A 24,839-nucleotide genomic window follows, 5' to 3' on the forward strand; every position below is an offset into this window, starting at 1 on the left:
CCGCACACCGTTCATCCCCCGCTCGGCGGATCCCGTCCGCCCGTTTCCCTCCTCCCTCTCCGCGCCTGTCCGTCCGTCCGTCTGCCGCTTCCCCTCTCCCTGAGGTTCTGCGTGCGCAACTTCCGTCCGCGGGTGAAATTTCACCCGCGGACGGAAACTGCGTGCGCAGTTGCGACACGGGAGGGATCGGCACCGGGGCCGGCAGAGAAGCGGGCCCGAATTGCAACGTGGCCGAAGGGACGAGAGGCCAGCGGCGGCGCGCAGCAGTGTCAAGGCCGCGACGAGCTCCCCCGCCTCGACCTAGCGTCGTCGAGAAGACCTACACCGATCGAGGAGGACGAATGACCACCGAGAACGACCCCCGCACCGCGCACCACGAAGACGGCTTCGAGGAGCAGGAGCAGACCCAGCCCGGCCTCACGACGGAGATGATGCCGGCCCCCGACCACGGAGAGGACTCCTACGTGGGTTCGGGGCGGCTCGACGGGCTCGTCGCCCTCATCACGGGCGGCGACTCGGGCATCGGTCGCGCCGCGGCGATCGCCTACGCCCGCGAGGGAGCGGACGTGGCGATCGTCTGCCTCCCCGAGGAGCAGGCCGACGGCGATGCCACCGGCGCGCTCATCGAGGCGTCCGGCCGGAGGGCGCTCGTCATCGCCGCCGACATCCGCGACGAGCAGACGAACGCCGACATCGTGGAGCGCGTCGTCTCCGAGCTGGGTTCGCTCGACATCCTCGTCCTGAACGCGGCCTTCCAGGACGTCACCGAGGGCATTCACGCACTCGAGACCGCGAAGTTCCGACGCACCTTCGAGACGAACATCTTCGCCCAGCTGTGGATGACGCGCGCCGCGGTTCCGCACCTGAAGCCGGGATCGTCGATCATCGTGACGTCGTCCGTGCAAGCCGTGAGCCCGTCTCCCGCGCTCATCGACTACGCCATGACGAAGGCCGCACAGGTCGCCTTCGTGAAGGGCCTCGCGCAGGAGCTCGGCGAGAAGGGGATCCGGGTGAACGCAGTCGCACCCGGACCGGTGTGGACGCCTCTCATCCCGGGCACCTCCTGGCCGGAGACGCTTCCGGAGTTCGGTCAGGACACCCCCCTCGGCCGGGCCGGCCAGCCGGCGGAGCTCGCGTCGTCGTACGTCTTCCTCGCGGACCCCGCGTCGTCGTTCGTCTCCGGCGCCGTCGTCTCCGTCACGGGCGGCACCACCTTCTAGCCGTTCTCGCCGAGCGCTACAGGATTCGCCGAGCGCTACAGCTTTCTCTGTAGCGCTCGGCACAACGGTGTAGCGCTCGGCGGAATGGGCCGGGGCGACTCCGGGAGGCCGGGGAAGGCAGACGCTCGGGTCAGGCGGTGGGAGGCACCGCGGTGGACCCCGTCACCGGGGTGGTCTCGGCCGGCGGCACGGGGTTGCGGATGCCGAACCAGGAGACGAGACCGCCGAGGATCAGGAGCACGGCGGTCACGAGCAGGGCGCGGTGGAGCCCGGCGAGGTCGAGTTGTGCGCCCACGATGAACCCGACGCACGCGATGGCGATGAGTCCGGCCACCCGCGAGACGGCGTTGTTCACCGCGGACGCGATCCCCGCCTGGGCGGCCGGCGGAGCCCCGAGGATCGCGCTCGTGAGAGGGGCGACCGTGATCGCGAGGCCGAGCCCGAACACCACGAGTCCCGGCAGCACCTGCCACCAGTACTGCACGGGGTCGGAGATCGTCAGCAGCAGGAGATACCCCGCGCCGCCCACCAGCGGGCCGACCGTCATGAACAGTCGCGGTCCGAGACGGCCGGCGAGCGCACCGACGCGACTCGACAGCGCGAGCATCACGAGGGTCGGCGGCAGCGTGGCGAAGCCCGCGAGGGTGGCCGAGAAGCCCGCGACCTGCTGCAGGTAGATCGCGATCACGAAGAAACCGAGCGACAGCGCGCCGTAGATGAACGCGGTCGCGATGTTGCCCATCGAGAAGTTGCGGTAGCGGAAGACGCTCAGCGGCAGCATCGGGTGGGGGATCCTCCGCTCCCACCAGAGGAACGCGATGAAGCTCGCGACGCCGACCACGAGACTCACCCATACCGCCGGGTGCGCGAAGCCCAACCGCGGCTGCTCGATGAGGGCGAACACCGGTCCGCCGAGTCCGACCGCACCGAGGACCGCGCCGATCACGTCCACGCGCGAGCGCTTCTCCGGCAGCACGGCGGCCGGAATGCGCCGGAGCAGCACGAGCGTCACGACGATCGGGAGCATGTTGATGCCGAAGATGAATCGCCACGACGACGCGTCCACGAGGATGCCGCCGAGGAGCGGGCCGATGATCGTCGCCGTGCCCGTCCACGCCGTCCAGATGCCGATCGCCCGGCCCTGCGCCGCCCCCGCGTAGGTGGAGATGATGAGGGCGAGGGACGACGGCACGAGCAGCGCACCCGCGGCACCCTGCAGGGTACGGGCCGCGACGAGCAGTTCCCCCGTGGGTGCGATCGCGCACGCGAGGCTCGTGATCCCGAACCAGATGAGGCCGATCGTGAGGATGCGCGTGCGTCCGAGCGCGTCGGAGAGCGAGCCGGCGAGGAGGATGAGCGCGCCGAGCGTGAGCAGGTAGCTGTCGACGACCCATTGCTGCAGCGCGATCCCGCCGCCGAGTTCGTCCACGATCGCGGGAAGGGCGACGTTCACGATGGAGCCGTCGAGGAAGGCCACGAACGAGGCGAGGATCGCGACGACGAGCACGTTCCGCTGCGCCCTCGGATCCGTGGGGAGGACGCGCGCTTCGCTCATGCCTCCCAGTATGCTCCGGCGGAGCGCCCTTCGGTCCCGTTCCCAGATGGGCTGGTTCAGCGCGCGGAGTCGGTGCGCCAGAGCTCGGTGCTCGTCGCGTCCGCGACGGTGAGCACGTCGCCGCCCTTCACCACCACGAGCGAGCCCGTCGGCAGGGCGAGCGCTCCGAACACACGAGGGAGCTCGAGGAGGAGATGCCAGACCCGACGGACCACGAGTTCGTCCGCCGTCGGCTGGTCACGCACGTCGTTCGGCCCGAGATACCAGCCCGAATCGCCGAGCTGCGTGGGCTCGAGCCGTTCGAGGTAGAGGTCGCTCGCGCCGACGGTGTCGCGATGCGCGAGCACGGTCTGGTCGAACCGTACCTCGCCAGGGGCGAGGCCCGTCCGCTGGGCGAAGCCGACGAGTTCCGTCAGACCGAGGAGCGCGAGCGACACGTCGGGAGTGCGCTCGGTGAGGGCGTCACCGCGGAGATCCGGCGAGTCGAGCGTGATCCATCCGCCCGGCCCGTCGACCACGTCGAAGACGATCCACCCGAACTGCACGGTCGCACCCGGCACGATCGACTCCGCCGGGAGCGACCCCACGTAGGTGAGCAGCGACTGCGCCGCCGGTCCGAGCACATCGTGCGCCTGGACCGCCAGGTGTCGTCCGCCGTGGTCTGCTTCATGCCATACGACTGCCATTCGTCCACGCTACCCTCGACGCTCACCCTCCCGCTCGCCAGTCACTCCCGCGCCCCGCGCGAGCTCCACCGACTGAGGCGTTCGAGCGTCTTCGCGCCGGTATAACGGTGCCAAGACGCTCGAACGCCTCATCTAGGGGGAGGGGCTCTGTGGGGGGCGGGCGGGGTGCCGGGGGCGGGCGGGGTGCCGGGTCAGATGACCTCGGCGCTCCAGGGGTCGGGGTTGCCGAAGCGGTGGGCCGTGATCGAGATGGCCTGCTCGTGGAGGAACGGGAGCAGTTCGATCCGGCCGGACTGGGTGACCTCGCCCGAGTAGATCGCGAGATCCGGGTCGCCGTCCACGGCCCACGCGAGGGCGGCGTGCACGGACGTGCGCGACGCCTTCTGGCCGATGATGCGGGCGCGGGGCATGCGCTCGGTGCGCTCGCCCTCGCCCACCCGCGAACCGGCGGCGACGCGACCGATCCATTCCTCGTCGGTCTCCACCGTCACGAACACGTCGAGGCCGTCGAGCGCGCGCAGGAGCGGCGTCGGCAGGCCGCGGGCGACGCTGAGCGTGAAGGCCGAACGTGAGCGCACCGCGGCGACGAGGACGCGGACGAGCTCGCCGAGGGTCGCGTCGGGCGTCGCACGCACCGCGACGGGGACCGGGCGGTACCGCAGGATGTTCCGCTCGAGTCCGAGACCGGAGACGTCCTTCACCTCGCCGTACTCGGTGCCCCACGCGACCGCGTCGGACAAAGCCGAGCGGCGCAGGACGTCGAAGTCCTCGTAGGCGAGCGACGGCTGCGCCGCCTCGATGATGCCCGTGATGCGCGGGTCGAGGCCGCGGAGGTGCAGCGTCGAGCTCGACGAACCCACGGCCGAACGCCACGAGCCAAGACCGAGGAGGTAGTTCGGTCCGCCCGCCTTCGTGCCGGCGCCCACGGAGGAGCGCTTCCAGCCGCCGAACGGCTGGCGCTGCACGATCGCGCCCGTCGTGCCGCGGTTCACGTAGAGGTTGCCCGCCTGGATGCCGCCGAGCCATTCCTCGAGGTCCATCGGGTCGAGCGTGTGGAGGCCGGAGGTGAGGCCGTAGTCCACGGCGTTCGCGAGTCGGATCGCCTCCTCGAGCGTGCGGGCGTGCATGATGCCGAGCACGGGGCCGAAGAACTCGGTGAGGTGGAAGTACGACCCGGGCGAGACGCCGTCGCGGATACCGGGCGACCACAGAGTCCCGGTGTCGTCGAGCTGCTTCGGCTCGACGAGCCACTCCTCGCCGACACCGAGCTCGGTGAGGCCGTGGAGGAGCTTCCCGGCCGCGGGCTCGACGATCGGGCCCATCTGGCTCGTCGGGTCCTCGGGGTACCCGATGCGGAGCGACATCGCGGCGTCGACGAGCTGGCGGCGGAACCGGTCGGACCGAGCGACGGAGCCCACGAGGATGACGAGGCTCGCGGCCGAGCACTTCTGACCGGCGTGACCGAACGCGCTCTTGATCACGTCGGAGGCTGCGAGGTCGAGGTCGGCGCTCGGCGTCACGATCACGGCGTTCTTCCCGCTCGTCTCGGCGAGCAGCGGCAGGTCCGGCTTCCACGAACGGAACAGCTTCGCGGTCTCCCATGCGCCCGTGAGGATCACGCGGTCGACGGCGTCGGACGAGATGAGGCGCTGTCCGAGGTCCCCTTCCTCGATGTCGACCAGGACGAGCAGGTCGCGCGGAATTCCCGCCTCCCACAGCGCCTCGCACATCACGGCGGAGGCGCGGCGGGCCTGCGGGGCCGGCTTGATGATGACGGCCGCGCCGGCGGCGAGGGCGGCGAGCACGCCGCCCGCCGGGATCGCGACGGGGAAGTTCCACGGCGGGGTCACGACGATGAGCTTCGGCGGCACGAAGACGGCGCCCTGCACGCGGTCGAGCTGGCGGGCCTGAGCCGCGTAGTAGTGCGCGAAGTCGATCGCCTCGCTGATCTCCGGATCGGACTCGGCGATCGTCTTGCCCGTCTCGGACGCGGAGACCTCGATGAGGCGGTCGCGGTGCGCGGCGAGCGAGAGCCCGGCACGGTCGAGCACCTCGGCGCGGTCGGCGGCGGGGGTGCGGCCCCATTCCGTGCCGCGCGCCACGGCGGCCTCGATGAGCGCATCGAGCGTGTCCGCATCGGTGACGCGCGCGTCGAGGATCGTGTCGAGCCCCACGGTGGAGCCGGGGACGCGCTCGAGGATCGCGCGGCCCCACGCACGGTTGGCCGGCAGCGACGGGTCGGTGTCCGGGGTGTTGTGGAATCCGGGGGCGCCGAGCCCTGTGCGCTCGATCTTCTCGAAGCTCGCCGTGAACACGCGCGTGGTCTCGAACGGGTTGTCGCTGCGGCGTCCACGGCCGAGGGTCTCGACCTGACGGGTCAGACCATCCTCCGGGTCGCCCGCCTCGGCCGCAGCGGCTTCGATGGCGGGCAGGTCGGCCGCCGCGGGGGCGGCGCCGGGGGCCAGGAGGGCCCGGAAGCCGGCGGTGGGACCGGCGTCGCTCCCGGGGAGCGCGGGCATCGGCGGAGCGGCGACCCACTCGGCCGAGCGGTCCTGCGTGCGGTTGGGCCCCGGGATCTGCCCTCGCGTCTCGACCAGGCGGTCGACGGAGGCGAGGAAGCGGCGCTTCTCCCGCGACAGCAGCGATGCGTTGCGGTGCAGCTCGAACACGGCCGACATGAAGTTGTCGTCCGACGCGTTCTCCTCGAGGCGGCGGATGAGGTACGAGATCGCGAACTCGAATTCGCGCGGGCTCACGACGGGCGTGTAGAGCAGGAGCTCGCCGACGGTGCGCCGGACGGCTTCCGCCTGCCCCGTCGCCATGCCGATGAGCATCTCGAACTCCACGGCGGAGACGACACCGCGACGCTCGGCGAGCAGCCACGCGAAGGCGATGTCGAAGAGGTTGTGTCCCGCGACACCCACGCGCACTGCGTCCGTCCGGTCGGGGTTCAACGACCAGTCGAGGACACGCTTGTAGTTGGTGTCGGCCTCGAGCTTGCTCGGCACGGTGGCCTGCTGCCAGCCGTGGACGACGGCGTCCACCGCCTCCATCGCGAGGTTGGCACCCTTCACGAGCCGCACCTTGATGGGAGCGCCGCCCTGGCCGCGCCGCGTCTTCGCCCACGCGGTCAGCTCCTGCATCGCGCCGAGCGCGTCCGGCAGGTAGGCCTGGATGACGATGCCCGCCTCGAGGTGCCGCAGCTCGGGGTGCTCGAGCACCCGGGTGAAGACGGCGATCGTGAGGTCGAGATCGCGGTACTCCTCCATGTCGAGGTTGATGAACTTGCGCGCCCCGGCCTTCTCCGCGTCGGCGGCGAGACGGTAGAGCGGGAGGAGGCGCTCGACGACGCGGTCGACGGCCTCGTCGAACGACCACATGGACAGCTGCGCCGCGATCGCGGAGACCTTGATGGAGACGTAGTCCACGTCGTCGCGGGCGAGGAGGTCGAGCGTGCCCTCGTAGCGCTTGGCGGCCTCCTGCTCTCCGAGCACGGCCTCGCCGAGGAGGTTCAGGTTCAGTCGCGTGCCGTCCTGGCGGAGCTTCGCGATCGCCGGTCCGAGCCGCGCGGGCGTGGCGTCGACGACGAGGTGCCCCACCATTCCGCGCAGCACACGCCGGGCGATGGGGATCACGACGCCGGGCACGATCGGGGCGAAGAACCCGCCGCACGCGATCGCGGCCTTCAAGTACCACGGGAGGAAGCCGGGGGTGAGCTTCGCGACCTTCTGCAGGTTGTAGCCCGCGACGAAGAGCGACTCGGGGCGCATCACGCCGTCGACGAACCCCACGGTGAAGGCGAGTCCGTTCGGGTCCTTCAGCACGCCCGCGAGGCGCTGGGCGGAGGGATCGACGGGCGCATCGGCGCTCTCCGCGACCCACCGCTCGGCGAGGATCGCGGCCTCGGTCGCGAGCGCTGCGAGGTCCTCCCCACGGGCCTCGGGGGAATGGGCGTCCGTCTGCTGCGGGATCGACGTCGACATCGTGGCTGCTACCTCCAGGGGGCGAACGGCTCGTGCGGCCGCGTGAGTCCAGTGTGCGGGCCTCCACGTTTAAGCAAAAGCGCACCTTTCCGAACGGTTATCGTCAGTTTCGCCGAACTATAGGATGACCGCATGCTCGACATGCGGAGGTTGCGACTTCTCCACGAACTCCACCTGCGCGGAACCCTCACCGCCGTCGCCGAGGCGCTCAGCTACAGCCCCTCCTCGGTGTCGCAGCAACTGGCCATCCTCGAGCGGGAGACAGGCGTCGAACTCCTGCAGAAGAGCGGGCGTCGGGTGCTCCTCACGCCGCAGGGCGAGGTGCTCGCGACGCGGGCCGCACGGCTCCTCGACGAGATGGAGCTCGCGGAGAGCGAGCTGGCCGCGAGTCTCGCGGACGTCACGGGCACGGTGCGGGTCGCCGTGTTCCAGTCGGCCGCGCACGCGGTGATCCCCCCGGCTCTCGCGCGCGTGGCGCGGGACTTCCCCGAGCTGAGGGTGGAGATCGTCGAGCGTGAGCCCGACATCGGCCTGTTCGAGGTCTCGGCCCGCGACTTCGACCTCGTGATCGCCGAACAGTATCCCGGCCACACCCGCGTCTTCCGGCCCGAGCTCGACCGCGAGCACCTGCTGACCGACGTCATCCGGTTCGCCGCTCCGCCGGAGGGGCCCTGGAGCGGAGCCTCCCTCGCGGATGCCGCCGCGCTGCCGTGGGTGCTCGAGCCGAAGGGAACGGCGTCGCGGACATGGTCGCTGCAGACGTGCCGGGCCGCGGGATTCGAACCCGACGTGCGCTTCGAGACGGCCGACCTCGTCGCGCACATGCGCCTCATCCGTTCCGGGGCCGCCGTCGGATTCCTCCCCGACCTCGTGTGGGGAGGCGGCCCGGCCGACGTCACGCTCGTCGAGCTCGACGGGTCACCGCACCGCGAGGTGTTCTCGAGCGCACGCCGCTCGAGCGCCGGCCGACCCGGCGTCGTCGCGGTGCGCGGCGCCCTCCGCGACACGGTCGCCTCCTTCTCCCCCTGACCCGTCCCCTCCCCCGTCTGCACACACCGCCAGATAGAGCTCTTGTGCCGTTTCGCGGCGCTGTACTGCCGCGAAACGGCGTAAACGCTCCACCTGAGGAGGGGAGGAGGGTAAGAGGCCGGCGGGCCGTTCGGACGGGAGGCACGGAAAGCAAGCCCGGGCGAGGCGGGACGGCGGTCGTCAGTCTGGACGGATGGGTAAAGCATTCGCGATCATGCTCGGCATCCTCCTCGGAGGCCACGGGTTCATCGGACTCTTCGTCGAGGGCGAGCACCTCCTGGGCATCTTCAACGTCGACATCCTGGTGGACGTCCTCTATCTCGGGTTGGCCCTCGTGCTCCTCGTGGTCGGGTGTTTCTCGCAGAACAAGGCGGCGATCCGCGGAGTGCTCGTCCTCGCGGGTGGCGCGCTCGTCCTCCTGGGGCTCGCGGGGCTCGCGGACGACACGGTCGCCGGGCTCCTCCCGACGGGCCTGACCCTCATGGACTTCGTGATCCTGTTCGGAGCCGGGGCCGTCTCCCTGATCATGGCCGTGCTCCCGAGCACGACGGACCCGCTCGTGAACGGCGGTGAGCGGGTCCTCTGACGCCCGATTCCGGAAGTCTCGGGTGATCGACGAGAGAATCCTGCCATTCCGCGTCATGATCGGATCGGTTCGTTCTCTCTCGCAGTGGACACCGAGACACCGGAGGAACCATCGTGGACGTCGCACCGGGCTCACCCCTTCCCGACCCCTCCGAGGGGTCCGGCGAGGGGGCCGTCGGTCAGTACTCGGCCGACGTGCGACGCGAGCGCGCCCGGACGCGGCGGCGGCGCATCCTCCGCGGGGCCGTGATCGGGGGCGTCGTCGCGAGCGTCGCCGCCTACATCGGTCTGCTCGTCATGGTCGGGGAGGCGACCGCGACACCGCGACGCTCCGAGTCGGAGTCGCCTGTCGGTGTCGCCTCGACCACCGACAACACGGCGGGGATGATCGCCGTCGGGCTGGCCGTCGTGATCGTCCTGACGTCGACCCTCGTCGCTCTGCGTCTCGTGTTCTCACGCCACCCGATCCCCGAGGAAGCCGAAGACACGGGCGATCGCGGGGACGTCGGGAGCAGCGTCGGCGGTCTCATCCTCACCAGGCGCGTTGACGTACCCGACGGGCTCTCGCCGCCCCCTGGCACTCGGGCAGCCGACGACCGGGACGACGAGCCGACCGCCCACGGATCCGACGACCGCGACGTCTGAACCCTCACGGCCCTGATCCGGCGTCTCCCACGGCGAGGGAGCGGCAGCGCCCCGGCGGCAGCGCCTCAGCGGAAGCCCCTCAGCTCGCTCCGAGCGGCAGATCCTCAGCGGCCGAGCGGTGTCATGTCGGCGTAGCGCTCACCGGCGGGTGCCGGGAGTGACGAGAGCCGTTCGATCTGCTCGGCGCTCAGCGTGATCGCGGCCGAACCGACGTTCTCCTCGAGCCGCTCGACGCGCTTCGTGCCGGGGATCGGCACGACGTCGCCACCCTGTGCGAGGAGCCACGCGAGGGCCACCTGAGCCGACGTGGCACCGGCCTCCGTTGCGACGGCGTCGACCTCCTCCACGATCCGGATGTTCTCCTCGAGGTTGCCGGAGGCGAAGCGGGGGTTGTTGCGGCGGAAGTCGTTCGCGTCGAGGGCGTCGATGGACCGGATGTCCCCCGTGAGGAATCCGCGGCCGAGCGGCGAGTACGGCACGAACCCGATGCCGAGCTCGCGCAGCACGGGCAGCAGCTCCGCCTCGGGGTCGCGCGACCACAACGAGTACTCGGTCTGGAGTGCGGTGATGGGGTGCACGGCGTGTGCCCGACGGATCGTCTCGACGGAGGCCTCGGAAAGCCCGATGTGCAGGATCTTCCCCTCCTCCACGAGCTCGGCGAGCGCCCCGACCGTCTCCTCGATGGGCGTGTTCGGGTCGATCCGGTGCTGGTAGTAGAGGTCGACGTGGTCGGTGCCGAGCCGCTCGAGCGAACCCTCGATGGAGCGCCGGACGTTCTCCGGCGAACCGTCGACGACGCGGCCACCCTCGGGGGTCGCGCGGTTGCCGAACTTCGTCGCGATGACGACCTCGTCGCGACGACCGGCGAACGCCCGGCCGAGCAGCGACTCGTTGAGATACGGCCCGTAGATCTCGGCCGTGTCGAAGAGGGTCACGCCGAGGTCGATCGCGCGGTGGAGCGTGCGGATGGAGGCGCCGTCGTCCACGGCGGCGCCCGTGTAGTACGCGGACATGCCCATGCAGCCGAGCCCGAGCCGCGATACCTCCAGCGGCACCTGGCCGCGCTGCTCGGTGCCGAGCGTGGTGGTGGACAGGCGGGCGGAAGAGGAGGAGTCGCTCATGCGGGCAGCCTAGGCCCGTCCCCTGACATCCACTGCAGAGCGCGCTCCGTCCCACCCCGGAGGAGCGCACGTCGGCTGTCGGACGTAGGCTGAGCGCGTGGCAGACGACGACCGTTCCCCCGGATCCCGCGACTCCTCCGAGCGCCCCCGCCCCGTCGCGGTGGACGCGCCCGTGGGGGTGATCTACGACTACGACGTGGTCATCGTGGGCGGCGGGCACAACGCGCTCGTCGCCGCCGCGTATCTGGGACGAGCGGGCAAGAGCGTACTCATCCTCGAACGCCTCTCGCAGGTGGGCGGCGCCGCCGTGTCGGCCGAGGCCTTCGCCGGCGTCGACGCGAAGCTGTCGCGCTACTCCTACCTCGTGAGCCTGCTGCCCCCGCGCATCATCGAGGAGCTCGGTCTGCACCTCGCGCTCGCCCCCCGCACGATCGCGTCGTACACCCCCGACCCCGCGACGGGCGGCGAGACGGGACTGCTCATCGCGAACGACGACGCCGAACGCACGGCGGCGTCGTTCGCCCGCATCGGCGCCGCGGACGACGCCGAGCAGTTCGTCCGCTTCTCCGAGCACTGCCGCGTGCTCACCGAGGCCCTCTGGCCCACTCTGCTCGACCCGCTTCCGACGCGCAGCGAGGCCCGCGCCCGGGTTCTCGCCTCGGGTGACGAACGTGCGCAGGGCGTGTGGGACGCCATGATCGAGCAGCCGATCGGCGGGGTCATCGAGCAGAACCACGCGAGCGATCTCGTGCGCGGCGTGCTCCTCACGGACGCCCTCATCGGCACCTTCTCGGGGGCGTACGACGACGACCTCGAACAGAACCGCTGCTTCCTGTACCACCTCATCGGACAAGGCGACGGGCGCTGGGACGTGCCGATCGGCGGCATGGGCGCGGTCTCCGGGGAGCTCGCTCTCGCCGCGCGGCGAGAGGGAGCGGACATCCGCACCGACGCGGAGGTGGTCGCCGTCACTCCCGACGGCCGCGTGCGCTTCGTCGAGGGCGAACGCAGCGAGGAGCGCGCCGTCACCGGGCGGTGGATCCTCTCCGGAGTCGCCCGCGCGACACTCGACGATCTCGTCGAGGCAGCGGGCTTCGACCCCACCCCGACAGCCGTCGATGCGCCGACTCCGGTGAATCCCGGCGGCCACCCGCGCGAGGGCGCCCAGGTGAAGGTCAACCTCCTGCTCTCCCGCCTGCCCCGGCTCAGGGACTCCGCGGTCTCGCCGGAGGAGGCCTTCGCCGGCACCTTCCACATCAACGAGACGTGGTCGCAGCTCGAGGAGGCCCGGCAGCAGGCGCTCTCCGGCCGGATCCCGTCCCCGCTGCCGTGCGAGATCTACTGCCACACGCTCACGGATCCGAGCATCCTCTCGGAGGATCTCCGCGCGTCCGGGGCCCACACCCTCACCGTGTTCGGACTCCACGTGCCGGATCACCTGCTCGACGGAATGGATGACGGCGAGGCCCGCGCCACCTTGACACGCGCGGTGCTCGAGTCGCTCGACAGCGTGCTCGCGGAGCCGATCGAGGACGTCATCCTGCGGGACCCCTCCGGAGCCCTGTGCATCGAGACGAAGACGACGCGCGATCTCGATCACGTCCTCGGGTTGCCGAAGGGCAACATCTTCCACGGCGGACTCGATTGGCCGTTCCTCGAGGACGACGCTCCCCGGGAGACCCCGGCGCAGCGCTGGGGTGTCGACACCGGCCACGAGCGCATCCTCGTCTGCGGATCCGGCGCGCGGCGCGGCGGCGCGGTGAGCGGTTTCGGCGGACACAACGCCGCGATGGCCGTCATCGAGGCGGATGGGTCGCCGGCCCGATCCATTCAGTGAGCATTACTCACATCGTTTGAGCAAGGCCCTCTTTTCGACGGTCGCGGCGGCTACGTTGGCAGGATGCCCTCCCCGTCCGCCCACCGGTTCCTGGGCAGACGGACGTTCGTCCTCGGCGCTGTCGCAGCGGTCGGCGGGGCGACCGCTGCGACCCTCGCGGGCTGCACGCCGCAGCCCGCGGCGACCGACCTGACGCCATCGGCGACGACCGCTCCGCTCACGTGGGACGAGTTCACCGCCGCCGTCGACGGCCAGGTACTCCGCTACGCCGACCCTGGCTACGACGAGGCCCGATCGGTGCAGAACCCGCGGTTCGACTCGGCACGGCCGGAGGGCATCCTGCTCGCCGCGTCGGTCGCCGACGTCGTGGCCGGCCTGTCGTTCGCCCGCGCCGCCGGCGTGCCGATCGCCCTCCGATCCGGCGGCCACAGCTATCCGGGGTGGTCGGCGGGCGGCGCCGACGGCACCGACGTCCCCCCGTCCCTCGTGATCAGCACGGGAACCCTCGACGCGATCTCCGTCGACGGCGAGACGCTCACTGTCGGCCCGGGCGCGCGCCTCGCCGCCGTGTACGCGGCGCTCGGTGAGGCCGGACGCGCGATCGGATCGGGTTCGTGCGGCACCGTCGGCATCGGCGGGATCACGCTCGGAGGAGGCGTCGGCGTCCTGTCGCGATCGTTCGGGCTCACCGCCGACCAGCTCACGGCGATCGAGATCGTCACGGCGGACGGGCGCGTGGTCCAGGCCGACGCGGATATCGAACCGGACCTCTTCTGGGCCTCCCGCGGTGGGGGCGGTGGCTTGCTCGGCGTCGTCACGTCCCTCACCTTCGCCACGCAACCCGCTCCCGACGTCTCCTCCTTCTCGCTCGCCTTTCCCTGGGACGACGCCGTCACGGTCATCCGGCGGTGGCAGGAGTGGGCGCCGGTCGCCGACGACCGCTTGTGGTCGACCCTCAAGCTGCTCGCGGGCCAGCGCCACCCGAGCGGTCCCGCCGTCACGGTTTCGGGCACGTGGACGGGCCCGGCCGACGAACTCGAGGCACTCCTCGACGACTTCACGGACCCGCTGCGTTTCCGCTTCGGCGTCGAGCGCACGGCGAGCGACCCGGTCCGGCGCTCCTATGCCGATGCGATGCTGCACTATGCGGGCTGCGCGTCCGCCGAGGAGTGCACGACGGCGCCTGGCGGGGCCCTGCGTCGAGAGTCCGAGAGCGCGACGTCGAGCATCGGCTCCCGCGCCCTGTCGAGAGACGAGGCGACCCTGCTCGTCGACGGCGTCGCGCAGGCGGCAGGGCTCCCCGGGCTCGTCGAGGGCGGGGCCTCCCTCGACGCCCTGGGTGGCGCGGTCGCTCGGATCGCCGGCGACGCGACGCCCGTCTCCTTCCGCGGCGCTCTGTACACGGTGCAGTACACCGCGGTCTTCACCGACGGCGCCGATCCGATCCCGTTCGACCGCTTCGTGCGCGGCCTCCGCTCCACCATGACGCCGGCGTGGGGCACCGGCGCCTACGTCAACTACGCCGACGCGGCCGTGGAGGATCCGGCGCGCGACTACTTCGGCGCCAACGCCGAGCGACTCGCCAAGGTGAAGAGATACGCCGACCCGAACGGCGTCTTCGATCAACCGCACTTCGTCTGAGCGATCGCGACATCCACCGACTCAGTGGCGGCGGTGGTCCTGGATCGTGATGCGCGGGCCCCGGCGCGGCTTGCGGATGCCGCTGCGTTCGATGAGGCGGAGCACCCGCTGACGCTGACCGGCCCACGGGGCGAGGAGCTCGAGCATGCCGTCGTCGTCCACGGCCTCGCCCGTGAGCGCCGTTCCCACCGTGGCGGCCAGGTGGTAGTCGCCGACGCTCACCGCGTCCGCATCGCCGTGGGCGCGGAGCGTGACCTCGGCCGCTGTCCAGACGCCGATGCCGGGGAGGCTCTGGAGTCGTCGCGACGCTTCGACGGCATGGGCGTCGCCCGAGCGGTCGATCGCCTCGGCCACACGGCTCGCACGCACGACCGTCTGGGAGCGACGCGGGTCGACGCCCGCGGCGTGCCACTCCCAGCTGGGGATGAAGCGCCAGGCCTCGGGGCCCGGCACGACGAACATGCCCTCGGGCGCGGGACCCGGCGCCGCTTCGCCGTGGCGCCGCACGAGACGCCGCCATGCGCCCCAGGCCTCGACGACGGTCACCTTCTGTTCGATGATCGACGGCACGAGCATCTCGAACACGAGTCCGCCGGACGCGAGGCGGAGGCCGGGGTTGCGGCGCAGAACCTCCGAGAGGAGCGGACTCGCGGAGACGTCGAGGTCCGACCAGTCGTCATGGGCGCCGAGGAGGTGAGGCACGCGGGCGATCGCCCACTCACGGCCGGCACCCCAGGCGCGCGCGTCGACCTCCCCGCCCTCACCGTCGCCCCGCCGCTGCCGCATCCACAGCGTCGCACCCCCGAGCGGTGTGCGCATGGTGAGCCACACCCCGGACGAATCGCGCCGGAAGCACGGCCCGTCGCCGCCTCGGGAGAAGACCGACACGGTCGCGGAGAGGTCGAGGTGTCCGGACGGGCGGTAGACCGTGGACACGTGCGGATCGGGTGCGGACCGGAGCGCGGACCCGCCGCCTCGAGCGATCGGCTCCGGGGCCCCGTCGGCGATTGCCGCGACCGTGTCGGGATGCAGCACCCGCGAACCGACGGCACGCAGTGAAACCCCATCACGCGAAACGTCAGCTCCCGCGGTCGACGGCTCGATCGGCTCGATCGGCGCGGTGATGTCGGCGAGCTGCGGAAGCTCGGCGAGGCTGACGGGATCTGACATTGCGGCAACCCTAACCCGACCCCACCGACATCGGGTCCGACGACCGCCCGACACCCGCGCGGTGCCGCCGTTCACCCGCCGTCCACCCGGCGGGTGCAGGATCGCCGCATGAGCACATCAGAGCCGTTCCTCCCCGCCGGCGAGGCGCCCCGCGATCCCGACTCCCACGAGCACGACACCCTCGACGACGACACCCTCGAGGAGTCCGGCGTCGACGATCCCGACGCGGCGGCGGTCTCGGCCGAGGAGAACAGCACCTTCCAGACGCCCCAGCCGGGCGAGAGCCTCAGCCCCGAGGCCCTCGAGAAGGAGCTCGACGACGACGCATAGGCGCTCGCAGCCCGTCACGCACCGTCCGGTTCAGTCCCACTCGGACGGCGCGGGCTGACGGGTCGAGGGCAGGCGGACGTCGCCGGCCCAGCGTTCGATCCACTCCTCCTGGTGGAGGGTGCGCGGGGGCACTCCCACGGCCTCGAGCACGTCGGCCATCGGTACCGGCCCCGCCTTACCGAGGATGCGGGCGCGGATGATGGCGCGCGCGTAGACCTCGCCGCGCACGACGATGCGCTGGTCCATGAGCACCGCGCGCTCGTCGTACCCGACGATGCGCGACTCGATCGTGAAGCGTTGCCACAGCTTCAGCGATCTGCGGAACGTGATCGTCTCCGACGCGACGACGGGGTACCACCCGTGCGCCTGGAAGATGGCGTAGATGCCGCTGCGGATCGTGAGCTCGAAGCGACCGAGGTCCAGCATCGAGAAGTACACACCGTTGTTCATGTGACCGTTGAGGTCGAGATCCGTCGGCAACGTCGTGAGCCGGAGCCGTCCCACGTCGTAGTGGCCGATCGTGCGACCGCGGCGGAACCGGGCCTGCGCCCGGGCGATCACGAGCAGCGTGCGGAAGATGAGGTGCATGGGGTCGACGCTACCCGCGAAGATGATCTCGTGAGCCCCACGATGACCATCGGCGATTTCTCCCGGGCGACGCGGCTGAGCGCGAAGGCCCTGCGTTTCTACCACCGCGAGGGAGTGCTCCTCCCGGTGGCCGTCGACCCCGGCAACGGCTACCGCCTGTACGCGCCGTCCCAGATCGACGATGCCCACGTGATCCGCCGCTTGCGCGCGCTCGACGTGCCCGTCGACACGATCAGGGAGATCCTCGGCGCGTCCACCGTCGCGCGCCGCACCGAGCTCATCACCGCGCATCTGGACCTCCTCGAGGCGCGACTCGCGGAGACGCTCGCCTCCGTCTCGGCGACCCGCGCGCTGCTCGCCGAGCCTCCCGCCTCCATGCCCATCGAGCACCGCAGCCTGCCCCCGACCCTCGCTCTCGTCATCCGCGAGAGCATCGGCCTCGCGGATCTCGGCGGCTGGTACAGCGGGGCGCGCGCCGAGCTGGAGGCGGTCTCCCTCGATCCCGCCGTCCGCGCCACCGGTCCCCGCGGCGGGCTGTGGTCGACGGAGCTGTTCGTCGACGAGCACGGTGAGGCCGCCCTGTTCCAGCCGGTCGCCGCCGCCGCCGACGAGCACGGGCGCCCGCCGGGCCGACTCCGTCTCGAGACCCTCCCGCCGGTCGACCTCGCGGTCGCCGTGCACCGCGGCCCAGACGACCTCATCGGACACACGTACGGAGCACTCGGTGCCCATGTCGCAGAGCATGAGCTCGGCGTGCCGGGGCCGATCCGCGAGACCTACGTGACGGAACCCACGAGTGGTTCGGGAGACGTCGTCACCGAGATCGGGTGGCCGATCTTCCGCGTGGCCCGCTGACCGGCCGCGGTGTCGACCTCCCTCGGACTTGACCTTCCCCCGAGGGGAAGGGGGACGGTGGTCTCATGACGACGACACACCTCTCCCCCACCATCGCGCTCTTCTTCGACCTCATGGAGGGCCCGGACAAGACCCGAACGATCGACCTCTTCGCACCGGGCGCGGTCGTCACCGACGACGGTCGCACGTACGCGGACCGCGAGGCGATCCTCGGCTGGCTGGGCCGCACCGCCGGCGAGTTCTCCTACACCTCGACGCTGCTCGCCGCGGAGGAATCCGACGGCGTCGCCATGGTCGACCGCCTGCTCGAGGGGGACTTCCCCGGCGGCCGCGTGCAGTTGCGCTACACGTTCGACCTCACGCCCGAGGGCCTCGTCGGCGAGCTGCGGATCGCCGCCTAGCCCGTCGGTGCTGCGCGACGGGCGTCGCGACCCCTAGAAAAGGCCGCGGGGCGAGGTCTCGAGCAGGGCGGCGCCGCGTTGGATCGTGAGGCCGCGCACCTCCTGGGCGTCGAGCTCGGGGAGCCGCTCCGCGAGCCCGAGGAAGCGCTCGATCTCCGCCTCCTCGAGCACGCCGTTCGCGAGGGTGCGGAACTTCTGCACGTACTGCTCACGACCGAACGGCCGGGCGCCGAGGGGGTGCGCATCGGCGACGGCGATCTCCTCGACGATCGTGGACCCGTCCGTGAGCGTCGCGACGAGGCGGCCGCCGAACGCCTTCTCGGCCGGATCGGTGGAGTGGTACCGGCGCGTCCACTCCTCGTCCTCGGCCGTCGTGATCTTCCGCCACAGCTCGACCGTGTCGGGACGGCCGGCGCGCTCGGGAGTGTAGGAGTCGACGTGGTGCCAGCCGCCGTCCTGCAGCGCGACCGCGACGATGTACGGGATGGAGTGGTCGAGCGTCTCGCGGGAGGCCGTGGGGTCGTACTTCTGCGGATCGCCGGAACCGGAGCCGATCACGTAGTGCGTGTGGTGCGAGGAGTGCAGCACGATCGACTCGACGGCCGCCGGATCGGCCAGCTGCGGGTGGGCGGCGTGGAGTCGCCGCGCGAGATCGATCCACGCTTGCGCCTGGTACTCGGCCGAATGCTCCTTCGTGTACGTGTCGAGGATGCCCCGCTTCGCCTCGCCCGCCTCGGGGAGCGGCACGTCGTAGGTGGCGTCCGGCCCGCCCAGGAGCCACGCGATCACGCCGTCCTCGCCCTCCCAGATCGGCTCGGGGGAGGTCTGGCCGCGCATCGCGCGGTCCACGGCCTCGACGGCCATCTTTCCCGCGAACGCGGGGGCGTGCGCCTTCCACGTGGAGATCTGACCCTTCCGCGACTGACGCGTGGCCGTGGTCGTGTGGAGGGCCTGGCCGACGGCCTGGAAGATCGTCTCGACGGGCAGTCCCAGGAGGGTGCCGATGCCGGCGGCGGCCGACGGGCCCAGGTGGGCCACGTGGTCGATCTTGTGGGCGTGCAGACTGATGGCCTTCACGAGGTCCACCTGGATCTCGTAGCCCGTCGCGATGCCGCGCACGATCTCGTGGCCGGTGGCGCCGACGTGCTGGGCCACCGCGACGATCGGCGGGATGTTGTCGCCCGGGTGCGAGTACTCCGCCGCGAGGAACGTGTCGTGGAAGTCGAGTTCGCGCACGGCCACGCCGTTCGCCCACGCCGCCCACTCGGGCGAGACGCGGCGGGCCTGGTCGGGGCCGAAGACGGTCGCACCGTCACCCCCCGTGGTCACGGGGTGCGCGAGGGCCTGGGACCGGGCGGACACGACGGGGCCGCGGTTGAGAGAGGCGGCCGCGACGGCTGCGTTGTCGATCACGCGGTTGACGACCATGTCGACGACCTCGGGAGCCACCTCGACCGGATCGGCCGCGACCTCGGCGACGGCCCAGGCGAGCTGGCCCTCCCGCTGGAGGTTCTCTGAACTCCGGTGGGTGCGGAGGAAATGGGTCTTCACGGGGGGGTCCTTTCGACGCCTGGTCAGTCTATTCGTCGCATCGGGCCGCTCTGGACTGGTCCGATGCGAGCGAAGCGCCCGTCGGAGCGCAGCGCCGATCAGAGCATCGTGTCCGTGGCCGGGGGCTGCTTGACGCCGAAGATGGTGCCGCCGGGATCCGAGACGTACGTCACGAGACCCTCGCCGTGCAGCTCGTGTACCTCGCCCTCGAGACGTCCACCCGCCTTCTCGACGTCGCGGATCGTCTCGTGGATGTCCTCGACCTCGATCCACACGATCACGGGCTGCTTCTGATGCTCGACGGTCATGAGCGCGCCATCGATCCCCCCGCCGGCACCCGTGTCGGCGGAGAGGTAGTCCTCGACGAACTCAGACGGCGTGAGGTGCCACCCGAAGGCGTGCGCGAAGAAGTCGGAGCTGCCGTGGAGGTCGTCGGTCGTGAGCTCGACGTGAATGATGCGTCCCATGGCCGCAGCCTAGGCGACGGAGAGCGGGCGGGAGAGGGGTGGCGCCGCTGTCCACCGACCGCGTGCCCGTCGCGACGAGACGCACGGGTTCCGTTATCCTGTTCCGATGACGTCTTCGCGACGTCCGAACGAAGAACCGCACACGAGGGGTCCGTCATCTCCCGCATCCAACGCTCCGCGTCGTACCTCTGGGAGCGCGTCCTCCGTTACGCCGTCAAGTTCGGCGTCGTCGGCGGCGTCGGTTTCGTGATCGACGTCGGTCTCTTCAATCTCCTCCGCGTGGGCGTGTTCGGCGACGACCACTTCTTCCAGGGCGCCATCGGCGCGAAGCTCGTGAGCACGTCCGTCGCGATCGTCTTCAATTGGATCGGCAACCGCTACTGGACCTTCCGCGAGCACCGTCGGTCGGACGTGCTCCGCGAGTTCGCCGAGTACGTCGCCGTCGCCATCGGGGGCCTGCTGATCGGCCTACTCTGCCTCTGGGTGAGCCACCACGTGCTCGGCTTCACGAGCCTGCTCGCCGACAACATCTCCGCCAACGTCGTGGGCCTCGTGCTCGGCACGGCGTTCCGTTTCCTCCTCTACCGGTTCTGGGTGTGGGGGCACCACCGCACGACCCGACGTGAACTCGAGGAGACGGACGTCGAAGTGCGCGTCATCGCGGCGACCCTCGCGGCCGCCCCCCTCGAGGACGTCACCGAGGAGATCGACAAGGAAGAGGCAGGCCAATGACGGACTCGACCCGCACCCTCGTGATGATCCCGACCTATCAGGAGCGCGAGAACATCGGGCTGATCCTCGACCGACTGCACGCCGCGTTCCCCCAGGCGCACGCACTCGTCGTGGACGACGGCAGCCCCGACGGCACGGCCGACCTCGCCGAGCAGCGCGCGAGCGTGGACCCGCGGGTGCACGTCCTCCGTCGCACGCAGAAGCAGGGCCTCGGTGCGGCATACATCGCGGCGATGCGGTGGGGTCTCGAGCGGGGGTACGACGTGCTCGTCGAGATGGACGCGGACGGATCGCACCCTCCGGAGACGCTGCCCGCCATGGTCGCGGCGCTCGACGGCCCGGGCCGACCGGGCCTCGTGATCGGTTCGCGCTGGGTCGACGGCGGGAGCGTCGTCGACTGGCCGAAGAGCCGTGAGGCCCTGAGCCGCGCGGGCAACGGCTACGCCCGTCTCGCGCTCGGCATCTCCGTCCATGATGCGACGGCCGGCTTCCGGGCCTACCGCGCCGAGCTGCTGCGGCGCATCCCGCTCGACGACATCGTGTCGCACGGATACTGCTTCCAGGTCGACATGACCCTGCGCGTGCTCGACGCCGGCGCGACGATCGAGGAGGTCCCGATCCAGTTCCGCGAACGCGAGTACGGCGAGTCGAAGATGAGCCGCAGCATCGTCATCGAGGCGATGCTCAAGGTGACGCAGTGGGGCTTCGAGCGCCGGATCCTGAGACGCTCCCGATGACCGCGCCCGCCACCGCGACCGCCACCGACGTCGGCACCGCCCGCGACGACGTCGACGTCATGCTCCCTCCCGCGCGACGGCTCGACGCCGTCCTCATGGGATTCATCGGCGCCGTCATCGCCGGATTCGGCTTCTGGATCCCCAATTTCTGGACGGACGAAGAGGCGACGATCAACGCGATCGATCGCCCGATCGACGGCCTGTTCCGGATGGTCACGACCCAGGTCGATGCCGTGCACGCGGTGTACTACGTCCTCATGGAGCCCTGGTCGATCGTCCTCGCGATCGATCCGGCCCTCATCCGCCTGTCGAGCGTCGTCCTCATCGGCTTCGCCGTCGCGGGCACCGTGGTGCTCGGGCAGAGGCTCGCCGGCCGGTGGGCCGGTGTCTTCGCGGGTCTCGTGCTCGCCCTCCTGCCCGCCGTCACCGACATGGCGATCGAGGCGCGGTCGTACCCCTGGAGCGTCGCCGTCGCCGTCTGGCTCACGATCGTGCTGGTACACGCCCTCCACGACGGGCGGAAGCGTTGGTGGATCGGGTACGCGCTCGTCGCGAGCCTGCTCATCGCGCTCTTCCTCAACTCCATCGTGGTCCTCGCGGCCCACGGCATCACCGTGCTCCTCTACCGGCGCGGACTGCGCACCGTCGTGAGCTTCATCGCCGCCGGCGCGGTGGGTGCGCTCCTCGCGTCGCCCGTCGTGCTCTTGAGCGTGTCGCAACGGTCCCAAGTGGGATGGATTCAGGACCCCGGGTGGCACACCATCCGACAGGTCGTCGTCGAGCAGTGGTTCCGCGACGCCGTCGGGTTCGCGGTCGTCGCGTGGCTCGTCGTGACCGTCGTCATCGTCGTCGGGCTCACGCGCGTCACTCGACTGCGTCCCCTACTCGTGGTCACGGTGCCGTGGCTCATCGTGCCCTCGACCCTGCTCGTCGGCGCCTCGTTCGCCTTCCCCCTCTACACGCCGCGTTACCTCGCCACGGGAACGCCGGCCCTCGCACTGCTCATCGGAACGGGAATCTCGCTCATCCCGTGGCGGGCGGTGCGCGTCGCGGCCGTCGTGGGTCTCGCCGCGCTCACCGCCGGCACGTACGTCGGGCAGCGACAGCCGCTGCGCTATTCCACCGAATGGCGAGAGGCCGCGACGATCCTCGAGGAGCGCTACCAGCCCGGCGACGCCCTGCTCTTCAACGACGAGGCCTACGGCCCCTCGCAGTGGACGCGCGGCACCCTGACGATCTACGGCGACCGTCTGAGCGAGTACGACGACATCGCCCTCCTCGAATCGCACCTCACGAACGGCCGACTCCGCGACGACCTCGTCGATCCGGCGACCCTCGACGCGCGCCTCGCCGAGGCGGACGGTGTGTGGATCGTCTGGCCCGAGAGCCTCGGGTGGGACGACAGCCCCATCGAGACGGCCCTCGTGAACGCCGGACTCCAGCAGACCGACACGGTCACGCTCGAGCACACCGTCCTGCGCTACTTCGACCGCTAGCCGAAGCCGCCCGGCACGGCCTCACTCCCAGCGGTCGAAGTCCTCGATCTCGCCCCAGGAACGCTGCGACTTCCGCAGCAGACCGAGGTCGACCTCCGCGACGAGACGCATGCGATCGGAGCGGTCCTCCTCGTAGCGCGGGTCGTGTGTGGCCGATTGCTGCTGGTTCGCGAGGCGCGCCTCGAGCGTCGCCGCCACCTCGCGCCACGCGCCCTCACGCGCGCTCTCCACGACCGACGCGATGAAGTCGTCGTCGTTGCCGGCGTCGTCGAGGGCGTCGGCGAGCTGGTCGTAGCCGTCGCGGCGCAGCTCGAGCGTCGCGCGGTCGCGCGTGCGGTAGTCGTGCTGGTGCAGGGAGCGCCCGGGCCGCGACGCCACGCGTCGCAGCTCCTCCGACATGCGTTCGGCGTAGGTACGCTGCTCCGCGGCGAAGCGTTCGAGCTCGTCCCGGATGATGCCCGTGTACGCGTCAGCGACGTACACCCCGTCCTGGCGGAGGATGTCCACGAGCACCTGGTTCTTCACGCTCATGGCGATGGCGTGACGGGCGATCGCGAGGCCCTCCTCGACGAGCTTCTCCGTCGGCACCGGATCGCGGGCCTCGAGCGGAACGTACGGTCGGATCTTGCGCCGCTTGATCCGGCGGAACATGCGCGTCATCGTGGGCCCATCCGGATGCCGCCGTCGAGTCGGATCGTCTCGCCGTTGAGGTAGGCGTTCTCGGCGAGGTGAAGCACGAGGGCCGCGTACTCCGCCGGCCGGCCGAGGCGGGCGGGGAACGGTACCTGCGCTTCGAGGGAGTGGCGCGCCTCGTCGCGCAGGCCCGCCATCATGGGTGTTTCCATGATGCCCGGCGCGATCGTGACGACCCGCACGCCGATGCGCGCGAACTCGCGCGACAGCGGGAGCGTCATGGCCGCGACGCCGCCCTTCGAGGCGGAGTAGGCGGCCTGGCCGATCTGCCCGTCGAACGCGGCGACGGAGGCGGTCTGGACGATGAGGCCCCGCTCGCCGTCGTCGTCCTCGTCGACGAGGGAGAGCGCCTCCGCCCCGAGCCGCGCGAGGTTGATGGTGCCGAGGAGGTTCACACGGATCACGCGGTCGAACGCGTCGAGGGGCAGGACGCCGTCGCGGCCCAGCACCCGGCCGGGCGTGGCGACACCGGCGCACGACACGACGAGCCCGAGCGGCGCGTCGGCGGACACAGCGGCGAGCGCCGCACGCACGTCGCTCTCGCTCGTCACGTCTCCTGCGACGAACGCGGCACGCGGTCCCAGCTCCGCCGCGGCCTCGGTCCCCCGCGACGTCGGCAGGTCGAGCAGGACCACCGAGGCACCACGATCGACGAGCGCTCGAGCGGTCGCGAGCCCTAGTCCGGACGCGCCGCCGGAGATGAGCGCAGAGCGTCCCGTCACATCCATGATCCACCCTCCCCTTCGAGATTAGCGGCCACCCGAGTCCACGGGAACCGGTGGACCGCACGGGTGTGCGGAGTAGCGTTGGCCACACCCCGCACGGACAGGAGACGCGACGTGAAGACACCGAGCGATCGTGCGCGCGCCGCGGCCCGCGCCAACCGTGGCGGGTGGGTCTACGAGCTCGACCCGACCGTGCGCGAACCGGACGGCGAGGTGCCGCCCCATCTCATCGTGGGGGCGTGGCAGTCCGACGCCCGGGGCGAGATCGTGGGCGACTTCCGGCCGAATCCCGACTACCGCCCGGCCGGGGAGATTCCCGACGACGCGAGCGAGATCCTCGACCAGTCGGCGGGGCCCGCGCCCCTCGACGTCGCCGGCGAGCGGGTGCTGACGCCGGCGGAGGGGGCGATCCGCCGCGGCATGATGGGCCTCGCCCCCGTCGCCGAGGTGCTCGCGGCGCTGTGGTCGAGCAACGCGATCATCCTCTCCGGAACCGTCACGTCCGGGTCGATGGCGGAACTGCAGCCGCTGTACATCCCGAAGGGCGAGGTGCGGATGCTCGCGATGTTCACGGACGGCAGCCGCATCCCCGCCGAGGCCGGGGAGACGGCGCCGTACGCGCTCTCCATTCCCGTCTCGGCCCTCTTCCCCACCCTCGGTCCGCTCATCGGCGTGGTCGTGAACCCGGGCTCCCGGCTCGGCCTCGAGATCACCCCGGAGGGCGTCGCCGACGCGATCGCCGCCCACAAACCCTCCTGAGGTGTCTCCCGACCCCACCCCCCCTCCCGCGAA

General features: G+C 71.1%; 23 protein-coding genes. 13 read left to right on the forward strand and 10 right to left on the reverse strand.

Annotation, left to right across the window (positions count from 1 at the left end):
- The first annotated feature begins 341 nt into the window (after positions 1-341).
- Complete coding sequence (locus tag ELQ94_RS10715) at positions 342-1,220, forward strand: SDR family oxidoreductase (RefSeq protein WP_127049905.1); 879 nt, start codon at positions 342-344, stop codon at positions 1,218-1,220.
- A gap of 130 nt (positions 1,221-1,350) precedes the next feature.
- Here ELQ94_RS10715 and ELQ94_RS10720 read toward each other — a convergent pair whose 3' ends face one another.
- The 3 genes from ELQ94_RS10720 to ELQ94_RS10730 form a co-directional block, all read right to left on the reverse strand.
- Positions 1,351-2,775, reverse strand: a complete 1,425-nt coding sequence (locus ELQ94_RS10720) for an MFS transporter (RefSeq protein WP_127049907.1) — start codon at positions 2,773-2,775, stop codon at positions 1,351-1,353.
- A 56-nt stretch (positions 2,776-2,831) separates the two neighbouring features.
- A complete protein-coding gene (locus tag ELQ94_RS10725; RefSeq protein WP_127049909.1) occupies positions 2,832-3,461 on the reverse strand; it encodes an immunity protein Imm33 domain-containing protein in 630 nt (209 codons plus the stop codon).
- A gap of 191 nt (positions 3,462-3,652) precedes the next feature.
- On the reverse strand, positions 3,653-7,444 hold the full coding sequence (locus ELQ94_RS10730; protein ID WP_127049911.1) for a proline dehydrogenase family protein: 3,792 nt from the start codon (positions 7,442-7,444) through the stop codon (positions 3,653-3,655).
- A 132-nt stretch (positions 7,445-7,576) separates the two neighbouring features.
- Here ELQ94_RS10730 and ELQ94_RS10735 point away from each other — a divergent pair, with 132 nt between their 5' ends.
- The 3 genes from ELQ94_RS10735 to ELQ94_RS10745 all read left to right on the forward strand — a co-directional run bounded on the left by ELQ94_RS10735 (position 7,577) and on the right by ELQ94_RS10745 (position 9,703).
- On the forward strand, positions 7,577-8,473 hold the full coding sequence (locus ELQ94_RS10735) for a LysR family transcriptional regulator (protein WP_127049913.1): 897 nt from the start codon (positions 7,577-7,579) through the stop codon (positions 8,471-8,473).
- Between the two features lie 193 nt (positions 8,474-8,666).
- Positions 8,667-9,059 carry a hypothetical protein gene (locus ELQ94_RS10740; protein WP_127049915.1) on the forward strand — a complete coding sequence of 131 codons (393 nt, stop codon included), beginning with the start codon at positions 8,667-8,669 and terminating at the stop codon, positions 9,057-9,059.
- A gap of 113 nt (positions 9,060-9,172) precedes the next feature.
- Positions 9,173-9,703, forward strand: coding sequence for a hypothetical protein (locus ELQ94_RS10745; RefSeq protein WP_127049917.1), 531 nt, complete (start codon positions 9,173-9,175; stop codon positions 9,701-9,703).
- Positions 9,704-9,807: 104 nt separating this feature from the next.
- Here the strand turns inward: ELQ94_RS10745 and ELQ94_RS10750 are convergent, their stop codons facing one another.
- On the reverse strand, positions 9,808-10,797 hold the full coding sequence (locus tag ELQ94_RS10750) for an aldo/keto reductase (RefSeq protein ID WP_127050298.1): 990 nt from the start codon (positions 10,795-10,797) through the stop codon (positions 9,808-9,810).
- 187 nt (positions 10,798-10,984) lie between these two features.
- Here ELQ94_RS10750 and ELQ94_RS10755 point away from each other — a divergent pair, with 187 nt between their 5' ends.
- Together ELQ94_RS10755 and ELQ94_RS10760 are read left to right on the forward strand one after the other, a co-directional pair.
- Positions 10,985-12,661 (forward strand): phytoene desaturase family protein, encoded by a 1,677-nt coding sequence (locus ELQ94_RS10755; RefSeq protein WP_424977200.1) that lies wholly within the window; start codon positions 10,985-10,987, stop codon positions 12,659-12,661.
- A 63-nt stretch (positions 12,662-12,724) separates the two neighbouring features.
- Entirely contained in the window at positions 12,725-14,302 is a 1,578-nt protein-coding gene (locus tag ELQ94_RS10760) for an FAD-binding oxidoreductase (protein ID WP_127049919.1), read from the forward strand.
- A 21-nt stretch (positions 14,303-14,323) separates the two neighbouring features.
- Here ELQ94_RS10760 and ELQ94_RS10765 read toward each other — a convergent pair whose 3' ends face one another.
- A complete protein-coding gene (locus ELQ94_RS10765; protein ID WP_243696958.1) occupies positions 14,324-15,472 on the reverse strand; it encodes a DNA-3-methyladenine glycosylase family protein in 1,149 nt (382 codons plus the stop codon).
- 108 nt (positions 15,473-15,580) lie between these two features.
- Between ELQ94_RS10765 and ELQ94_RS10770 the strand changes: the two genes are divergently transcribed.
- Complete coding sequence (locus tag ELQ94_RS10770; protein ID WP_127049921.1) at positions 15,581-15,802, forward strand: hypothetical protein; 222 nt, start codon at positions 15,581-15,583, stop codon at positions 15,800-15,802.
- A 30-nt stretch (positions 15,803-15,832) separates the two neighbouring features.
- Here ELQ94_RS10770 and ELQ94_RS10775 read toward each other — a convergent pair whose 3' ends face one another.
- Positions 15,833-16,390, reverse strand: a complete 558-nt coding sequence (locus tag ELQ94_RS10775) for an acyl-CoA thioesterase (protein WP_127049923.1) — start codon at positions 16,388-16,390, stop codon at positions 15,833-15,835.
- A 30-nt stretch (positions 16,391-16,420) separates the two neighbouring features.
- On the opposite strand from ELQ94_RS10775, the gene ELQ94_RS10780 reads away from it, so the two are divergent.
- The gene (locus ELQ94_RS10780) at positions 16,421-17,245 is read left to right on the forward strand and encodes a MerR family transcriptional regulator (protein ID WP_127049925.1); all 825 of its coding nucleotides are present in this window, start codon (positions 16,421-16,423) and stop codon (positions 17,243-17,245) included.
- 65 nt (positions 17,246-17,310) lie between these two features.
- Complete coding sequence (locus tag ELQ94_RS10785; RefSeq protein ID WP_127049927.1) at positions 17,311-17,646, forward strand: nuclear transport factor 2 family protein; 336 nt, start codon at positions 17,311-17,313, stop codon at positions 17,644-17,646.
- 33 nt (positions 17,647-17,679) lie between these two features.
- Here ELQ94_RS10785 and ELQ94_RS10790 read toward each other — a convergent pair whose 3' ends face one another.
- Positions 17,680-19,197, reverse strand: a complete 1,518-nt coding sequence (locus ELQ94_RS10790) for an MmgE/PrpD family protein (protein ID WP_127049929.1) — start codon at positions 19,195-19,197, stop codon at positions 17,680-17,682.
- Between the two features lie 98 nt (positions 19,198-19,295).
- Complete coding sequence (locus ELQ94_RS17290; protein ID WP_166404739.1) at positions 19,296-19,664, reverse strand: VOC family protein; 369 nt, start codon at positions 19,662-19,664, stop codon at positions 19,296-19,298.
- Here ELQ94_RS17290 and ELQ94_RS17690 point away from each other — a divergent pair.
- Genes ELQ94_RS17690 through ELQ94_RS10810 form a run of 3 tightly spaced genes read left to right on the forward strand, consistent with a single transcriptional unit; the run spans position 19,647 to position 22,629 of the window.
- Positions 19,647-20,396 (forward strand): GtrA family protein, encoded by a 750-nt coding sequence (locus ELQ94_RS17690; protein ID WP_279432487.1) that lies wholly within the window; start codon positions 19,647-19,649, stop codon positions 20,394-20,396. The two genes, ELQ94_RS17290 and ELQ94_RS17690, sit on opposite strands and share 18 nt — an antisense overlap.
- The gene (locus ELQ94_RS10805) at positions 20,393-21,133 is read left to right on the forward strand and encodes a polyprenol monophosphomannose synthase (RefSeq protein WP_127049935.1); all 741 of its coding nucleotides are present in this window, start codon (positions 20,393-20,395) and stop codon (positions 21,131-21,133) included. Before ELQ94_RS17690 ends, ELQ94_RS10805 begins: the two co-directional genes overlap by 4 nt.
- A complete protein-coding gene (locus ELQ94_RS10810; protein WP_127049937.1) occupies positions 21,130-22,629 on the forward strand; it encodes a glycosyltransferase family 39 protein in 1,500 nt (499 codons plus the stop codon). The genes ELQ94_RS10805 and ELQ94_RS10810 overlap by 4 nt, the downstream gene beginning before the upstream one ends.
- A 21-nt stretch (positions 22,630-22,650) precedes the next feature.
- On the opposite strand, the gene ELQ94_RS10815 is transcribed toward ELQ94_RS10810, so the two are convergent.
- Positions 22,651-23,289, reverse strand: coding sequence for a hypothetical protein (locus ELQ94_RS10815; protein ID WP_127049939.1), 639 nt, complete (start codon positions 23,287-23,289; stop codon positions 22,651-22,653).
- Positions 23,286-24,050, reverse strand: coding sequence for an SDR family NAD(P)-dependent oxidoreductase (locus ELQ94_RS10820; protein ID WP_127049942.1), 765 nt, complete (start codon positions 24,048-24,050; stop codon positions 23,286-23,288). Before ELQ94_RS10820 ends, ELQ94_RS10815 begins: the two co-directional genes overlap by 4 nt.
- A gap of 111 nt (positions 24,051-24,161) precedes the next feature.
- Here ELQ94_RS10820 and ELQ94_RS10825 point away from each other — a divergent pair, with 111 nt between their 5' ends.
- The gene (locus ELQ94_RS10825; RefSeq protein WP_127049944.1) at positions 24,162-24,806 is read left to right on the forward strand and encodes an SseB family protein; all 645 of its coding nucleotides are present in this window, start codon (positions 24,162-24,164) and stop codon (positions 24,804-24,806) included.
- Positions 24,807-24,839 lie beyond the last annotated feature (33 nt).

The organism is Labedella endophytica, from assembly GCF_003990045.1.
Taxonomy (GTDB): domain Bacteria; phylum Actinomycetota; class Actinomycetes; order Actinomycetales; family Microbacteriaceae; genus Labedella; species Labedella endophytica.